18 protein-coding genes are annotated in these 15152 nt (G+C 41.5%); 9 read left to right on the forward strand and 9 right to left on the reverse strand.

Annotation, left to right across the window (positions count from 1 at the left end; translation table 11 throughout):
- Positions 1 to 146: 146 nt before the first annotated feature.
- Positions 147 to 1064 (forward strand): methyl-accepting chemotaxis protein, encoded by a 918-nt coding sequence (locus ACFSVM_RS09590; protein WP_379261718.1) that lies wholly within the window; start codon positions 147 to 149, stop codon positions 1062 to 1064.
- Between the two features lie 109 nt (positions 1065 to 1173).
- Here the strand turns inward: ACFSVM_RS09590 and ACFSVM_RS09595 are convergent, their stop codons facing one another.
- The 3 genes from ACFSVM_RS09595 to ACFSVM_RS09605 form a co-directional block, all read right to left on the reverse strand.
- The gene (locus tag ACFSVM_RS09595; RefSeq protein WP_379261720.1) at positions 1174 to 1974 is read right to left on the reverse strand and encodes a M15 family metallopeptidase; all 801 of its coding nucleotides are present in this window, start codon (positions 1972 to 1974) and stop codon (positions 1174 to 1176) included.
- 146 nt (positions 1975 to 2120) lie between these two features.
- Positions 2121 to 2549 (reverse strand): EamA family transporter, encoded by a 429-nt coding sequence (locus ACFSVM_RS09600; RefSeq protein WP_379261722.1) that lies wholly within the window; start codon positions 2547 to 2549, stop codon positions 2121 to 2123.
- Positions 2550 to 2810: 261 nt separating this feature from the next.
- On the reverse strand, positions 2811 to 3848 hold the full coding sequence (locus ACFSVM_RS09605) for a 2,3-butanediol dehydrogenase (protein WP_379261723.1): 1038 nt from the start codon (positions 3846 to 3848) through the stop codon (positions 2811 to 2813).
- A 135-nt stretch (positions 3849 to 3983) separates the two neighbouring features.
- On the opposite strand from ACFSVM_RS09605, the gene ACFSVM_RS09610 reads away from it, so the two are divergent.
- The 4 genes from ACFSVM_RS09610 (at position 3984) to ACFSVM_RS09625 (ending at position 7975) form a co-directional block, all read left to right on the forward strand.
- Positions 3984 to 4892 carry a LysR family transcriptional regulator gene (locus tag ACFSVM_RS09610; RefSeq protein ID WP_379261725.1) on the forward strand — a complete coding sequence of 303 codons (909 nt, stop codon included), beginning with the start codon at positions 3984 to 3986 and terminating at the stop codon, positions 4890 to 4892.
- 34 nt (positions 4893 to 4926) lie between these two features.
- Complete coding sequence (locus ACFSVM_RS09615) at positions 4927 to 5352, forward strand: MarR family winged helix-turn-helix transcriptional regulator (protein ID WP_076315256.1); 426 nt, start codon at positions 4927 to 4929, stop codon at positions 5350 to 5352.
- Between the two features lie 297 nt (positions 5353 to 5649).
- Entirely contained in the window at positions 5650 to 6849 is a 1200-nt protein-coding gene (locus ACFSVM_RS09620) for a TraB/GumN family protein (protein WP_379261728.1), read from the forward strand.
- A 223-nt stretch (positions 6850 to 7072) separates the two neighbouring features.
- A complete protein-coding gene (locus ACFSVM_RS09625) occupies positions 7073 to 7975 on the forward strand; it encodes an SDR family oxidoreductase (RefSeq protein ID WP_076315257.1) in 903 nt (300 codons plus the stop codon).
- 98 nt (positions 7976 to 8073) lie between these two features.
- On the opposite strand, the gene ACFSVM_RS09630 is transcribed toward ACFSVM_RS09625, so the two are convergent.
- Positions 8074 to 8670, reverse strand: coding sequence for a hypothetical protein (locus ACFSVM_RS09630; RefSeq protein WP_379261730.1), 597 nt, complete (start codon positions 8668 to 8670; stop codon positions 8074 to 8076).
- A gap of 283 nt (positions 8671 to 8953) precedes the next feature.
- Between ACFSVM_RS09630 and ACFSVM_RS09635 the strand changes: the two genes are divergently transcribed.
- Positions 8954 to 9640 (forward strand): PadR family transcriptional regulator, encoded by a 687-nt coding sequence (locus ACFSVM_RS09635; RefSeq protein WP_379261732.1) that lies wholly within the window; start codon positions 8954 to 8956, stop codon positions 9638 to 9640.
- Between the two features lie 164 nt (positions 9641 to 9804).
- The gene (locus tag ACFSVM_RS09640; RefSeq protein ID WP_179085595.1) at positions 9805 to 9951 is read left to right on the forward strand and encodes a hypothetical protein; all 147 of its coding nucleotides are present in this window, start codon (positions 9805 to 9807) and stop codon (positions 9949 to 9951) included.
- 337 nt (positions 9952 to 10288) lie between these two features.
- On the opposite strand, the gene ACFSVM_RS09645 is transcribed toward ACFSVM_RS09640, so the two are convergent.
- From ACFSVM_RS09645 to ACFSVM_RS09655, 3 genes are all read right to left on the reverse strand, one after another.
- Entirely contained in the window at positions 10289 to 10528 is a 240-nt protein-coding gene (locus tag ACFSVM_RS09645; RefSeq protein ID WP_379261735.1) for a MazG nucleotide pyrophosphohydrolase domain-containing protein, read from the reverse strand.
- An 82-nt stretch (positions 10529 to 10610) separates the two neighbouring features.
- Positions 10611 to 11180: a YdcF family protein gene (locus tag ACFSVM_RS09650; protein ID WP_076315260.1), complete on the reverse strand. Its 570-nt coding sequence runs from the start codon at positions 11178 to 11180 to the stop codon at positions 10611 to 10613.
- A gap of 285 nt (positions 11181 to 11465) precedes the next feature.
- The gene (locus ACFSVM_RS09655) at positions 11466 to 11711 is read right to left on the reverse strand and encodes a hypothetical protein (RefSeq protein WP_256703041.1); all 246 of its coding nucleotides are present in this window, start codon (positions 11709 to 11711) and stop codon (positions 11466 to 11468) included.
- Positions 11712 to 12876: 1165 nt separating this feature from the next.
- On the opposite strand from ACFSVM_RS09655, the gene ACFSVM_RS09660 reads away from it, so the two are divergent.
- Positions 12877 to 13620: a hypothetical protein gene (locus ACFSVM_RS09660; RefSeq protein WP_076315261.1), complete on the forward strand. Its 744-nt coding sequence runs from the start codon at positions 12877 to 12879 to the stop codon at positions 13618 to 13620.
- A gap of 158 nt (positions 13621 to 13778) precedes the next feature.
- Positions 13779 to 14012: a hypothetical protein gene (locus ACFSVM_RS09665; protein WP_143757796.1), complete on the forward strand. Its 234-nt coding sequence runs from the start codon at positions 13779 to 13781 to the stop codon at positions 14010 to 14012.
- Between the two features lie 410 nt (positions 14013 to 14422).
- Here the strand turns inward: ACFSVM_RS09665 and ACFSVM_RS09670 are convergent, their stop codons facing one another.
- Positions 14423 to 14707, reverse strand: coding sequence for a hypothetical protein (locus ACFSVM_RS09670; RefSeq protein ID WP_218639264.1), 285 nt, complete (start codon positions 14705 to 14707; stop codon positions 14423 to 14425).
- A 42-nt stretch (positions 14708 to 14749) separates the two neighbouring features.
- Positions 14750 to 15127, reverse strand: coding sequence for a reverse transcriptase domain-containing protein (locus ACFSVM_RS09675; protein WP_218639267.1), 378 nt, complete (start codon positions 15125 to 15127; stop codon positions 14750 to 14752).
- Positions 15128 to 15152: the final 25 nt, after the last annotated feature.

Genomic DNA, 15152 nt, shown 5'->3' on the forward strand with positions numbered 1-15152 from the left:
TTCGACAAATAGTGATTCAAACATTTCACTCGGTAGTATATAAGTAATAGGACTATTCTCATAAATCGGGTTAATTCCATACGACTTTATGGTTTCCATCCTTTTTCTTGAGGCCATATTATAAATATACGGAGGCTTTTGCATTAATGAATACACAATTGGAACCCATCCCTGCTATTGATTCAACGGCGGTGCTAAGGGCTTTTAACCAGAACCTGGCCATCATCGGATTCAACCTTGAACGGCAGGTCATTTATGTAAACGAACGTTTTGCCGAAACGATGGGTTATGCAATAGAGCAAATCTATGGAATGTATCATCATCAGTTCTGCTTCTCGTCCTTCTCTTCGAGTCCAGAGTATGAGTCCTTCTGGGCCAATATACTCGATGGGCATAGCTTTCAAGATAAGATTGAGAGAAAGGATGCACAGAATAATACAGTGTGGCTTGAAGCTACCTATATGCCTATCTATGATGAAGAAGGGAATAACATCATTGGGGTATACAAAATAGCGACCAACATTACGAACCGGCAAAATGAGGTGGTTCAATTCGTTGAGGAGCTGCAAGACATGTCCTCCAGCCTGAATAATAGAGCTGCAGAGGGTATAAATAGAAGCTCGGAGCTGCTGAACAGTCTTTCAACGGTAGATGAAGTATCCAAAGACAATATGAACATATTAGGTGAGCTGGAACAGCAATCACATGCTGTGCAAGGGATTGTTCAAACGATTCGGGACATTGCCTCACAGACACAGCTTCTTGCCCTTAACGCTGCGATCGAGGCAGCACATGCAGGGGAATACGGCAGAGGATTTGATGTTGTCGCCAAGGAAGTGAAGAATCTGTCGTTAATGGTGCAGGATTCGATCTACGAAATTCGCGACAGCATTAAAGGAATGTCCAATGAAATCATTAATATATCAAAAGGAACCAGATCAGTACAGGAATACATAGATCAGAGCCGGCAGCAGCTTCAAGTAACGATTGATGAATTCACCAACATTTCTCAATCCTCTGAGCAATTAGACCTTAAAGCACAGCATGTGTCCGAAATACTGTAATGAAGCAAAAAAGCAGTGGAGAACAATGTTCTCCACTGCTTACTTTTTTTGAATAATAGCGACCATATTGTATTTAAAGTTTATGAAGTACCTTATATGATGGCAGTTGTTACTCTCCTGCTTGCTTTAAACTGTGAATAAATCGGGTGAACGCCGGATCGAACAGCCCCATGTTATATAGAATTTGAATCGTCTTAAGACCTGAGAGATCTTTGTCATTGGATGTGCTCATCGCTCCTGCAGTCTTGGCTGCCTGCAACGCTGCATGATAAGCATCCGGAGGCGTTTGGTTCTGGGATATGTTCACTCTCCGTTCAAGCGCAATGATTCGCTGTTCAAGAGCAGCTATAATCGCTGACTTTTCTTTGTCCTTCTGAAGAAGCTCCTCCACTTTTGACATCTCATCTGATTCCTCCAATCTCTGAATTCTGCTGATTACAGCTTGCTGCTGCTGCCAGGTCGGCCTCATTCCTGCCTGCAGCTGAGAAAGGCTCAGTCCAAACATCATCTCGAAGTGCGGATAGTCTTTGAATGAAGTCCAGTCACCGCCCCAGCTGAACCCCAGCAGCTTCGCCTCAGCAACGACCTCCGCCCAGTCAGAGATACCATCATGGTCATCATCGGCATTCATGTTATAGCCGCTCTTGACAAGAACAAAATCAATGGCAAGCCCGTAGTTATGATTGGACTGGCCTGGTTTAGCATTTGTGACAATGGGGCCAGGCTTGGTTCTGCCTTGCTCGTACAGACGCTGCTGCTCAGCTGCACTTCTGTAGCCTGCCGTAAGTCTTATTTCCACACCTTCCGCATAGCAACGCTCAATCAGCTTCTCCGCTGCAAGCTTCACAGCGGGCAGTAACCCGACGAGGTATGCTGCAGACCTGGCTTTCAGCTCCGCCAATGCAGCCATGCACTACACCTCCAAGTTAGGATCTAATCCATAACACCATATGGGATCATGCTACAGCATATAGTCAAGCCATCATTTAAGTGTGATACGCCTGCCTATCTTGTGATCCAAAAATGCAGAATTGGTGGATATGTCCTGCCCGGTGTTTACTTGATTGCAACAAGGATAGCCCCGAGCGCGATGAGTGCGACCCCTATACCATTTAGCCAAGATATTTTTTCACCCAAAAAGACAACCGCAAGAATGACTGCAATTACAACGCTAAATTTATCAATTGGACCCACCTGAGACACCTTGCCGTACTTGAGAGCCAGAAAATAAAACAACCAGGATAACGCTCCAGCTACCCCGCTAAGAACGATGAAGCTCAGTGCTTTTTTCTGTGTCAGTATTTCACCAACTTCAGCAAATTTACCTTGTACAGCAATAACACCGATTAAAAATAATGCCATGATGACGGAACGAATGGCGGTGGCTGAATTAGAATCGATGTTCTCTAATCCTATCTTGCCAAAGATCGCAACAAGGGCAGCGGTAATAGCAGACAATATGGAATATAGAAGCCACATGGGCATGTTGTCATCCTCCTTCACTACATTTTTTCTGTATAATAAGTATGGTCGAATATGCCATTTTCTACGCAAGCTTCAAAGAGCAGCAACCGCCTGGTGCCGAATTACCGGTTGGCATTCTTAGCGGCTCTCTGGTCGTGCTCAATCCTGCAAATGGCTTGTGACAGAACGGATCAGCGCATGGAGATAGACCAAAAACAAAGAAGACCCTTCGCACATTGGTGCGGAGGGTCTTCGAATCTAGAATAACAATTGGCAACTAAATTACACAATTTCGACCAATATTTTGGCCTGGCTCTTGTCTCTCACCAATAGCTCAAGTCCATCCTCAATAATCTGATCCAGTGTAATCTTCTTCGTGATGACTTTCTTCACATCTAACTTTCCTTCAGCAATGAGCGAAATCACTTCATGGAAGATATGACGATAGGCAAGGATAGACGTGATATTTGCTTCCTTAGACATGAGCTGCATCATATCTACAGTTGGATTCTGCGCAAACGCAGCGATGACCATGACCTCGCCGCCCTTTTTGACAACGGATAGGGCACTGTTGAATGTCGGTTGAACACCGGCTGCTTCATAAGCGACTTCAACCCCTCCGGCATCATTGATGATATCTACCGGATTATCCTTTAAGCTGTTAATTGGTACAGCGCCTAAAGAGGCAGCCAGCTCCAAGCGTTCATCGGATACGTCGATAGCATAGATGCGCGCAGCTCCTGCGGATTTGGCAGACAAGATCGTAAGAAGTCCAATAGGTCCAGCTCCGAATACAGCAACATTATTTCCTACCTTCAACTTGCTTTGACGTACTGCATGTAGAGCGACTGCCGTAGGTTCAACGAGCGCACCTTCCTCGAACGATACCTGATCGTTCAGCTTATGAAGCATGTAAGCCTCGACGAGCACATATTCAGCGAACCCTCCATCCGCATTTAGGCCGATAAATCCGAATTGATTACACTGATTGTAGTTTCCTTTTCTGCAATTCTCACATTGGCCGCAATAGATCAGCGGTTCGATGGCCACTCGATCCCCGACGTTATAACCTGTGACTTCTGCACCGATTTCCTCAATCACTCCAGAGAATTCATGACCGAGCGTAAGCGGAGCCATTTCACCGGATATCGGGTGAGGAGTACCTGTCTGAACTCCAATCCCATGGTGATAAGCATGAAGGTCACTGCCGCATATACCTGCAAACTTCACTTTTACTTTAACCTTGCCTGCAGGTGTTGCAGGAATTTCTCTCTCTTCAAGGCGTACATCTTTAATATCATAGAATACAGCTGCTTTCATATGAGTCATCCCCTTAACAATCAATCATAAATATTGATAACGATTACAATTTGATTATACCTTGAGTTACATAATAAGATATAATTAACGTTTGTAATAACCCTATTAGTATGGCTAATAGTAAAGGAGCATCAAATGAATATTGAACAGCTAGAATATATCGTTGAAATTGCGAAATCCGGTTCCTTCTCGGCTGCTGCCCATCAGCTGCATATCACCCAATCTGCACTATCTCAATCCGTCTCCAAATTAGAGGAGGAACTCGGATTGACCCTTTTTAAACGTTCATACGCGGGAGCTGAAGTCACGGAGGAAGGCAGAAGGATACTGAATAAAGCGATGGAGGCAATTCAGACCATAGACGAAATTAAGGAGCTGTCCCGCTTCGAGAGCAATCGAATCAGTGGTGAGCTGAATGTCGCTGCCTTTCCAGGTGTAATGCCTGTACTGGTTCGTTGTCTTGCGGCTATCAAACAAGATTATCCCTTGGTTCAAATTAATATTGAAGAGAATACCTCAAACCTCATTCTGGAGGAAATCAAGCTGAATCGTGTCGGGCTGGGTCTCATCGCGATGTACAAGAAGGACATCGAACAGCTCGCAGGACTTGTATTTGAACCGATCGTTCAAGGAAAATTTGTCATTTGTGCGAACAAAAATTCAGATATCGCAAAGCATAAATCGATTCATCCCAAAGATTTGGTCAAATATTCATTTGCCCTGTTCAACGATGTATTTGTTGACGATTTTCTCGCAGAACATCAGGCCAATTATGGTGAATTGCCGATTCTATTCCAAACCAATAATGGGGAGGCGATCAGAACGGCGCTTGAGGAAAATATGGCGGTCACGATCGGTCATGATTTTTCATTCTTTGGTCAGCGGAAATGGTTATCAGATCAGTATGCTTTAATTGAAATCAAGCCGATTGAAACTCCTGCTATGCAGGTAGGCTGGATTCGATCAGAGAAGAATCATATGACGCTGCTGCACCAGCTGTGCATGATGAAGTTTGACCAGGAATTTAACAGAGCGAAGCTCTAGATCAGGATATAATAACGATGCAGGAGTGAGAAGTATGGAAGGATTTTTTCAGCGTTATCTTGGTCTATATCGGCCTATTATTACGAAGCTCAATGATTTGATGAGCAGTTACGAGCTCTCGTATTCTTTATGGCAGGTGATTTATTATTTGAAAAACAATGGACCAGACACGCTTATTGCTATTTCAGCGTACTATCAGGTGGAGAAACCGACGATTACAAGAAGAGTACATCGACTTCAGGAGCTGAACATTGTGCGTCAGATCCCCGGTAAAGATAAACGGGAGAAAATAATTGAACTCACCGAATCTGGTGAAGCCATCTATCTAGAGTGCAGACAGCAAATAACAGCCTTAGAGCTCCGTATTATGGAGGGGATTACTCCAGCGCAGCAGGAAGCGTTATTCGAGGCCATACCACTGCTTCGTCAGAATATGGTAAATACAAGAGAAGATGCGTAAGACAAGTATGATGGTTGCAGGAAATGCATCTCGAGATACATCGTAGCTACAAGTGCCGCAAAGGCAGGCTTCAATCTAATATAGTACTCGTAAAGGGCGCAGAAGCAAATCTGTGCTTCTTTTTTGTTGATCCAAATCTAGGAAAGTTGAAAATCCAGATTATGGTTGACGGATGAAGAGAGCAGAGTGTATAGTGTGTATATTGATATGAACAGTTAATTCTTTTAACAAGTGTTTTATCAAGTAGGTTGAAGCAATACATACATTTTAAAATGGATTCAGAGGAGAAGCTAACCTATGATGAGAAGGAAAAAATCATCCATTATTGCCGTACTATTATCCGCAAGCATGCTCGTGCTTCCTGTCGTTCCTGCGGCGGCAGCTGTTTCTGACACGGATATTGAAGTGAACGGACATGAGATTGATTTTACGAGCAGACTGCCATTGATTGAAAGAGGAATTACATATGCACCTCAAGGGGATCTGCTCAAAGCACTCAATGCAACACTCATTCAATCCGATAAGACAGGAACAATTACCGTACTAGTGGATAATGAACAGCTAACGGTAAATGCGAAGACAAAGATTGTGAATGGTACTACCTATGTTCCTGTACGCGTGGTTAGTGAGCAGATGGGCTACAAGGTAGAATGGGATCCTGCAACCCGCACGATCATTCTAACTACAGGAGGCAAGGGCTTCTTGTGGGAAGTAAGCAATGGGGACAATACAGTGTACCTCGTGGGATCAATGCATATTGCTGATGACAGCTTCTATCCATTAGACCCATCCTATGAGATTGCATTCGAGGATTCAGAGTATATGGGCGTAGAGATTGACCTGACCCAAGCACAGGATGAAACCATGCAGAAAATGATGCTGGATCTCGGAATGTATCAGGATGGAACGACTCTAAAGGATCATATTTCCAGCAATACCTATGAGCAGCTTGGCGAAATCCTTGCTGAGAACGGTCTGGAGAAAGATGTGTTAGACGGCTATAAGCCATGGGTTGTTGAAATAACGATGTCACAGCTTAAATCCATGGAAGCCGGGTATCAAGGGGAGATCGGCATTGATCTTCATTTCCTGCAAAAAGCTATTGAACGCAAAATGCCTATCATTGAGCTTGAATCCTATCAGTCCCAGCTGGAGCTGTTAAGCGGATTCTCAGGTGAGCTGCAAGAGGAGAATTTGAAATCTGTTCTAGATAACTACCATCTGGTCGATGATTCTGTCGATCAAATGGCGGAGATGTGGAAGCTAGGTGACGAAGAGGCACTGCTCGAAATTACAAATAGCATGAAGGCGAATGAAGAGTACTACAACGGTATGCTGGTAGACCGTAATTTGAAGATGGCGGACAAAATTGAAGGATATTTAACTGCAGAAGATGAAGCAGATTACTTTATCGTCGTAGGAGCAGCTCATTATGCAGGTGAAGACGGCATCGTGAAGCTCCTGCAGGATCGTGGCTACACGGTAACTCGCAAATAAAGCACTGGCCATAATTTACATCATTAATCCATCATAACCAACTGAATATCGTTAGGTAACCATCCTTTACTGGAAATTGCTCTGGGGGGATGGTTTTTTTATGGCGTTCACCTTTTTCATAGGATCGTCCAGTACTTGGTTTTAAAACGAAAATTTTAGGTTACAAAGAAGAGAGCTGCACCTTTACTATATCCTAATGCTGTAACTTAAGGAGGTACTATTCATGACAAATCAAGACCAATATATGATGCAGGATCCAACGACACAGTATCCGAAGGCTACACCAGAGTGGAAGCAGAAGCAGCCTGAGCCGGGTATTCAATCGAAGATGGAGCCTGTTCCGGATTGCGGAGAGACCAGCTATCGCGGAACAGGACGTCTCAAAGGACGTAAAGCGGTTGTTACAGGAGCAGACAGCGGAATTGGACGTGCTGCAGCCATTGCTTATGCACGCGAAGGGGCAGATGTAGTGCTGTCTTATCTTCCTGAAGAGGAATCCGATGCCAAAGAAGTTGTGAAGCTGATTGAAGAGGCAGGTCAGAAGGCCATCGCCATTCCTGGTGATCTGAAGGACGAAGCCTACTGCGTGAAGCTGATTGAAAGTGCGGTCAAAGAGCTGGGAGGGATCGATATCCTGGCGAATGTCGCAGGTAAGCAGCAATATGTGGAGCAGATCGAGGATCTCACAACAGAGCAATTCGATGCAACCTTTAAGACAAATGTGTATTCCATGTTCTGGCTGTGCAAAGCGGCGGTGAAGCATATGAAGCCGGGAAGCTCCATTATTAACACTTCCTCCATTCAAGCTTATAAACCATCGCCAATATTGCTGGATTACGCAACAACGAAGACCGCGATTAATACATTTAGCAAAGCGTTGGCCCAGCAGGTAGGAAGCAAAGGGATTCGTGTAAATGTGGTGGCGCCGGGACCGGTATGGACTCCACTTCAGATCGTAGGCGGTCAACCGACAGAGAAGCTCGCTGAATTTGGTTCAACCACGCCGCTTGGTCGTGCGGGACAGCCTGCTGAAATGGCTTCGTCCTATGTATTCCTCGCGAGTCAGGAATCGAGCTATATTACCGGTGAGACGATTAATGCCAACGGTGGAACACCTACACCATAAGGTGCAACACCCATGATCGATATTTACACCAAAAGAACGGGATCTTCATCAGATCACCGTTCTTTTGTGTGATAAATCATTTGATTAGTAGAACGTCCTTATTCATAGCCCAGCTGTTCAGCATATTCATCGAATTCTTGCTTGGACTGCTCAATCAATTCTTGACCCGTTTTCACCTTGGCATTACCTTGGGTAAGCAGGGTACGGTTGATGGTGTATTTAGATAGTGCACGCTTATACAGAAGGTATCCTTCGAGCTGGTTGTAGCTTCCTCGAGTTAATTTGTTATGGATTTTTTGCAGCTCCGCATTTTCCGGCTTGATCTGCTTCAGCTGTGACACATATTTTGTATAATTAGGCACCACTGTATTGTTCAGTTTCAGGAACAAGGATTTACGGTTTGAAGAGGTTATGTAAAACGTACTTGGTAGTGCAGCAAAAGCTTTTTCCTCGTACTGTGCAATCGCAAGCAACTGATCGAGATAACTCTCAAAATCCAGCTGTTCAGCGGTTAATTCAACTTCTTCGTCCTCGCTAATTACAGAATCATCGGTTTGGTTTGGCGTACTCGATTCGCTGGTCTCTGTTGTGCCTTCGACTACTGTTGCTGCAAGAGAAACAGAAGGAAGGAGCGTGCTCGCGGTAAATACCGCACTTAATGCCAAAGCGAGTAACCAAGTTTTGTTCTTTTTCATCTTTCATAACTCCCATTCTATGTTGTTTTTAAACACTTGGATAATTTAACATAATCCATCATGATATTTACAGGAAATCATTTACATATAACGTAAAATAGTTCTCATAACTTCCTGTTTACACATTTCCGAAGGAGCAGGGGACTTACGAATGAGTTAACATGACATGGATAAATAGGCAAGTGGTCTCACTAGATATAGGGTGAAAAACTAAAATCAGATTGACATTAACGATATATCGCTATATTATTACGATATATCGTTAAAGAGGAGTGGATGTCATATGAAGTTTCAAGACGGACACAGGAAGCGGAGACATTTTGCAGGGCACCGGGATTTTCTTGTTGAAGGTCATTTCGAAGGTAATGATGTAAAGCACCGGCATGGAGGCTCACGCGGAGAGCATCGAGGCGGACGAGGGGAAGGCCGACATCGTTTCTTTGGGAGAGGTGAATTCAAATTTGCTTTGCTGGAGTTATTAGTATCTGAGCCGATGCATGGTTATCAGTTAATTAAGGCGATGGAAGAAAAGACAGGTGGTCTGTACGTTCCCAGTGCAGGATCCGTATATCCTAATCTGCAGCTGTTAGAAGACATGAAGCTGATCAGAAATACAGATACAGATGGAAAGAAGCTGTATCATATTACCGAGGAAGGCTTAGCTGTATTGGCAGATAGAAAGAAGGCTCAAGATCAACCTGGCGAGCATTGGGAAGAGCGTAGACGTCATCTGCGTCCGGAAAAAGAAGCAGGAAGACACCATCTACGAGGCTTAATGAAGGAGCAGCCGGAACTTTTGTTTCTTATGGCGGATGCTGTAAAAGAAATCAAGCTTAATCCGGAATCAGCGCAGGCAGCTAAGATTAAAGAGCTTATGGATCAATTTCAAACACAACTGAGTGAAATCATAGGAGCTCAACAGAATAATACGCATCGTGAAGATGAAGCTGCAAGTAACGACTTAGAATGATAGATAACGCTTTCACAATAAAACCGCATGACAAATGCGGTTTTTTTTGTACAGAAATATGAAGCAGATCTACGGATGATAAAATCATTGAAGAGTTGAAACTGTTGCTTCATTTATAGTGTTAACTTAGAAGATACATAATTAAATCATTCGGGAGTGATTTCATGTCGATTATATTAATCCTCATGGCTATAGTACTGACCATCGAAGTAGTTGCCATTGAAGTAAATATGAAAAGAAAAATGGAAAACGATAAATTGATGCTGGAACGACTTGATCAGATCATTGATGAGCTGCAACGTTTGAAATGACCATGTTTAGTTAAACATGAAGAACATAAAGAATATAATGATATATTAAAAAAGTCATATTTATTTATATAAAATGAAAGGAAACTCGAGGTAAGTAATTTAATTTGGTCACATTAGTACATAAAAGGACTGCAATAAAATTACTTGTAAAAAGAATTGGGTTGAGATTATTTCTGTAATCTTTTACTATATGTTCACAAAACCCGTACAAGTAATTTAATTTGGTCACATTAGTACATAAAAGGACTGCAATAAAATTACTTGTAAAAAGCTAATTGTTGAGAACTTTTTTTACTATATGTTCACAAAACCCGTATTTTGTACATATGTATATGGGCTATAATTTAACCAGAAGGCAATCTGCTCGATACTGTTTATCGTAATGAATAACATCAGCTAACTCTTTTTCTAAAGAAGAATCCCCTAAATTTTCCTTTCGACCTTCTAACTGGTTTAGCGCCTCTGCTACCTCGCCAATTTCTTCTACTAATTTCATAAACAAAGCTGATGAATTGCGCCCTTCTTTGTATTTTTGCGCTAAGTAGCTCTGTAACTCATGAAACGTTAATTGCTCCATATAAATCCTCCCTTTAATGTTTATATTGTAAACAGATTTGCCAAATAAGGTTATTCGTGAAGCTATTAAACTATCCTGCCCGTTAGCTTAACTCAATGCCTGACCCTAGTCGATAAATAGCAGGTCTGAAATACTTGCCCACCTTTTCAAGCTCATTCATTACGTAGCTTATTTTATTCTCATCAAGAAACCAGTTTTCTTTAGATGTCCCTGTCTTATCAATGACTGGGCTTACATAAAATTCCGTGTCCCTCGGAAATACAAATTGATAAGTAAGCAGTGCTCTCCGTGCATGGTAATTTTTGCAGACCAAGACAACATTCTTTGGTTGAACTCCTCGTTGTTGTAAAACCTCCAAAGATAGCCGTGCATTTTCAAATGTGTTCGTGGCTTTATCTTCTTTTAAGATTGCCTCAGTAGGTACCCCTAGTGATATCCCTATATTTCGTAAAAACTCCCATTCTGTTGTTTCTACATTTGGTGTTGCACCACCTGAAGGCAAGATATACGGCGCAATTCCATGGTGAAATAACATTGCAGCCCTTTCAATTAATTGAGAATGACTTGCACCAGGTATTAATATTACATCCGACTTCTTTATCTCGGTTTCAAAGAACATAAAATCACTTATACAATCAAATGGGTAAGACAAAATAACTCCCCCTTATAAAATGCCCGTTATAAGACAAGGATCAACACTTTTATCTCCTTCTCCTTATCATGTTTAAGTTATAGTTTCCCGTTAGTTGAACAATAGCTGCCAGAAAATACTGACAGCCACAATAATTTCATTAAGGAACCTTCAATTAAGTTGTAGTAAACGTATGATTTCACCTTTTGTAAAACCGCCGACGAAGACAGCAACCATTGGATACCAGCACTCATGATTGATGAGAACCATCAAGGGAATGGCTACGGCAAAAAAGCAATGAGAGAATTAATTGACTTTATGAGGCAAAATGGTTGTAAAAGAATAATGATCGGACACAGAGTTGTCGGCAGTAAAACCGACTAGTATCGCTTGCGAATATATTGCGCGCAATTCAAAATCATGAACGTATTTAGATTCTGCAATCCAATAAACAACAGGAGCTGGAAAAACACTTTTTTGTTCTAACTTTACATTTAACTTGGTACAATCGTACCAGTTCTCTAGTGATACTTGCTTTAACTCAATATTCATAAGTAAATTCCTCCAGAATTTGATATCACAGAGGAATTCCCTCTATGATTATAATTGAACTTCCTCTGTAACAAGCACAAGAGCATATATATTCTTCATACCACAACACTCCCTTCAATAATAGAACACACAACCAAAAGTATACTGCCAATCAATGCTTTATGATTGGTATAAAATCGTTATAAAAAGTTCCCGACCCCTACCTTAGTTTCATGACTACGTTATCCTGCCCGTTAGCTTAATGAATTAACGGTAAATAACTATTAGATATATGACTAATCGGGCATAGGAACATGTTCTTGTCCTCAACCGCAAGTTTCAGTACAATATTACGCTTCTTTAATACCTAACCGCTGGTATTTAACCTCTCATCGCTTAAGTTGTTCTTAAACAATGTGAACATTTCATTTATTATGGTACTTAATGCAGTTTTAAGTGCATGTGAACAATATTTAGATATTCATCTAATCGGCATTCGGACTATGTTCTTGTCAATTCCGGTAATCGGTACAAGTTCTTGTCCTTGGCTTGGGACAAGAACTTGTACCGATAAAATAAAAAAGCCGCTAAATTAGCAACTTTAATGGGACCATGTTCTTGCCCCTTGACACCTCTTCAGGAGTCAAATGGTGCTGGCTCGTAATTTATAGTATTCTGTAAAAAGGTGACCTTTTCCTTTCACCTGTCTCTGCAAATAAGTATTTTAAATACTTCTTACTCTTTATTTCTCCTAATATATTTTTGCTATTTTATATAACTCATTCCAACTTAATTGCGTTTTTATAATTATATGACTTTAGCGCTTTAGGTGCTACTCCTCTTACGATCTCGATAGTCAATAAAATCTACATCAGCTCAATCAGAAGAAGACTATAGCTCTAAACACATGTTCATCGAAATCAATATTATGAAGTAGTAATATTTCGTATTCTTTCCGGACACTTATTTAACTATATCCTTAATTTGATATAATTCTTACCGGCTAACGCAAAGGTGGTTAAAAAAAGCTGAAGAAAAGAATTATGTAGTAGTTATGGTTATAAAAGATAGAAACACCAGGTCCATACACTTAGGGTAATACAAAACCGATAGGAACCTGACTGCGCTCAAACTATTAAAAATATCCAATTTCCAGGCTTCATTCATTAAAAAATGGAGGTTTATAATGAAGAAAATCTTCTTAGTTTTTACACTTGGAGCGGTGCTACTGTCGGGTTGTGCAAAAGAGGCTGAAGAAAGCAATTCTCAGGTTAGCACAAGTGAAATCGAGCAAACTGAGACTGCAACAGAAAAAGAAATTACTGAAAATAAGGAATTGCTTAGTCAAGATGAGACCGAGGGGATCGTTGTCAATGGTATAAATAAAGAAGGCGATATATTTTCCTCGATTAATGTAGAAATAAATGGCCGAAATAAAACATTTAATTGGACTAACATAACGAATCCATCATTTTATCCGCAAATATTCGTCGGAAACGTAGATGTAGACAAAGAAGATGAAGTTATTATTGTTCTGACCACTGGAGAAGGTATAGGTATTCGTGAATCGAATATTCACGTTTTGAAGAGAGACTTCTCAGAAATTGAAGTCACCGATCCATTAGATAAACTTAAGGATGTAGTAAAATGGAATTTGAAAAAGGGAGACAGTACCCGCGATTATTCTATTTCTATCCTTGGAAAAGGGAAAGCCTTTATATTTAATGAAAGTGATGTTGTCAGTTGGTTTGATGAACCTGTTATGGGCAATATAATAAGGTACGGATTCTTGGATAATCGAATTGTCGCCGAAATACCAATTCAAGTATCACCGGGAACATTTATAGGATATGTTATTGTTAAATTCAGTCTAGACGAAGGGAAATTATCTCCGACAGACTATCAATATCAAGAGCAAAGAATACTATAGCTCATGAAAAAAGAGTGAGTACAATAAAAAAACAGGCTACCACGATGGCAGCCTGTTTTTCTTTAAATAGATATTAGAAGAGAAATGTTTTAAATAGAAATCGATTTAGCATCGATGTTGTTCCAGGTGAAAGACCTGAAGGAACAGTAGATATATCAATGATCCCACAAGAAGACATTCACATTCCCCTTCACTCAAATAACACTTCAATTAGATCTGATTCTTCTGTTATTGATACTGCAGAAAAATACGACTCCACTTTTGTAGTTAGCTCTTCTTCTATCACTCCAGATGGTGATCTAATACGAATAATTCAAGCAGACGCTACAGCAGAGAAAGATGTAGTTATCGAACGCTTGAAAAAATCCTATTCACTTGAAAAATTAGAATAACAGAACTAAATGGAAATGCCGTTGCATATGTTGATTGAGAAGTAAGAAAAGTGGTCCACATTATCTCTAAGGACCATTTTATTACGATTTCTTCTAACATGCTATTCTTCAAGAATTATTGAAAGTAGTAAATCAAATTGAATTATAAAAAAATTAAAGAAATAATCTGAACCATTATTTAACGGAAACTCACCCCTTTATTCTTGCATTGAATTCAGTTGTTAAGCCGTGCCTCCAGCTTCCTTAGGATCTATTCGCACAACAGACTTCCTTACTCTGGGGAGTAGATTCGCCAGCCACTATTCGGAAGTTTCACCCTATAATGCTGATCGTAATCGAGTAGGAGGCTACTCATTAGTTGAGTAGCCGACCTCTCACACCACCGTACGTACCGTTCGGTATACGGCGGTTCAACCGTTTAAGTGCAATTGACGCAAGCGCTCGTACTGGGCAGGGAAGTCATAGTACCCTGCCTGTGCGAGCCTTTTGTTTGTTACAGAGCGATTCAATACTGCACTTCCGGCTATCCGCCAGTAGCCCAGTCTTGTGTTCCCCCATTGGTAAGCCTGCCACTCCGGTACTCCTAACTTTCGCAGGTTTTGCACCTTCGTTCGAGGCTTCTTCCACTGTTTCCAAATGTACATGCGCATCCGTTTTCGTAGCCATTCATTCCAGCTTTGTAGGATTCGTTTCATGTCTGCTACATAGAAGTATCCAATCCAGCCACGAATGTAGACTTACACATTTTCCATGACCTGCCGTGCATTCTTGCCCTGACTTCGACTTGTTAGCTCTTTTAGCTTCTTCTTTGCTTTAACGAGGGATTGACGGTGTACGCGCACGTATACGCCGTTTGCGTTCTTCCCCAAAGCAAATCCTAGGAATTTGAAGTGTTTCTTCGCCACGACACTGACGACTTTGCTCTTCTGCGTGTTCAATTGGAGTTTTAGTTTCTCTTCCAAATACGTCTGGCTGGATTCTAGCAGTCGTATAGCTGCTCGTTTGCTCTTCGCTAGCACCACGATGTCATCCGCATAGCGGATGACCCTCACACCTCGGCTTTCCATCTCTTGATCGAACTCGTTCAGATAGACGTTTGCCAAAAGCGGGGACAACGGTCCACCTTGTGGTGAACCTTCT

It is taken from the genome of Paenibacillus shunpengii (assembly GCF_042684905.1).
Taxonomy (GTDB): Bacteria; Bacillota; Bacilli; order Paenibacillales; family Paenibacillaceae; genus Paenibacillus; species Paenibacillus shunpengii.

Bases quoted from the DNA above. Each gene is read 5' to 3' on its own strand.
- ACFSVM_RS09590 (WP_379261718.1), top strand. From the start codon at position 147: ATGAATACACAATTGGAACCCATCCCTGCTATTGATTCAACGGCGGTG.
- ACFSVM_RS09595 (WP_379261720.1), bottom strand. From the start codon at position 1,974: ATGGCTGCATTGGCGGAGCTGAAAGCCAGGTCTGCAGCATACCTCGTC.
- ACFSVM_RS09600 (WP_379261722.1), bottom strand. From the start codon at position 2,549: ATGCCCATGTGGCTTCTATATTCCATATTGTCTGCTATTACCGCTGCC.
- ACFSVM_RS09605 (WP_379261723.1), bottom strand. From the start codon at position 3,848: ATGAAAGCAGCTGTATTCTATGATATTAAAGATGTACGCCTTGAAGAG.
- ACFSVM_RS09610 (WP_379261725.1), top strand. From the start codon at position 3,984: ATGAATATTGAACAGCTAGAATATATCGTTGAAATTGCGAAATCCGGT.
- ACFSVM_RS09615 (WP_076315256.1), top strand. From the start codon at position 4,927: ATGGAAGGATTTTTTCAGCGTTATCTTGGTCTATATCGGCCTATTATT.
- ACFSVM_RS09620 (WP_379261728.1), top strand. From the start codon at position 5,650: ATGATGAGAAGGAAAAAATCATCCATTATTGCCGTACTATTATCCGCA.
- ACFSVM_RS09625 (WP_076315257.1), top strand. From the start codon at position 7,073: ATGACAAATCAAGACCAATATATGATGCAGGATCCAACGACACAGTAT.
- ACFSVM_RS09630 (WP_379261730.1), bottom strand. From the start codon at position 8,670: ATGAAAAAGAACAAAACTTGGTTACTCGCTTTGGCATTAAGTGCGGTA.
- ACFSVM_RS09635 (WP_379261732.1), top strand. From the start codon at position 8,954: ATGAAGTTTCAAGACGGACACAGGAAGCGGAGACATTTTGCAGGGCAC.
- ACFSVM_RS09640 (WP_179085595.1), top strand. From the start codon at position 9,805: ATGTCGATTATATTAATCCTCATGGCTATAGTACTGACCATCGAAGTA.
- ACFSVM_RS09645 (WP_379261735.1), bottom strand. From the start codon at position 10,528: ATGGAGCAATTAACGTTTCATGAGTTACAGAGCTACTTAGCGCAAAAA.
- ACFSVM_RS09655 (WP_256703041.1), bottom strand. From the start codon at position 11,711: ATGAATATTGAGTTAAAGCAAGTATCACTAGAGAACTGGTACGATTGT.
- ACFSVM_RS09660 (WP_076315261.1), top strand. From the start codon at position 12,877: ATGAAGAAAATCTTCTTAGTTTTTACACTTGGAGCGGTGCTACTGTCG.
- ACFSVM_RS09665 (WP_143757796.1), top strand. From the start codon at position 13,779: ATGATCCCACAAGAAGACATTCACATTCCCCTTCACTCAAATAACACT.
- ACFSVM_RS09670 (WP_218639264.1), bottom strand. From the start codon at position 14,707: ATGAAACGAATCCTACAAAGCTGGAATGAATGGCTACGAAAACGGATG.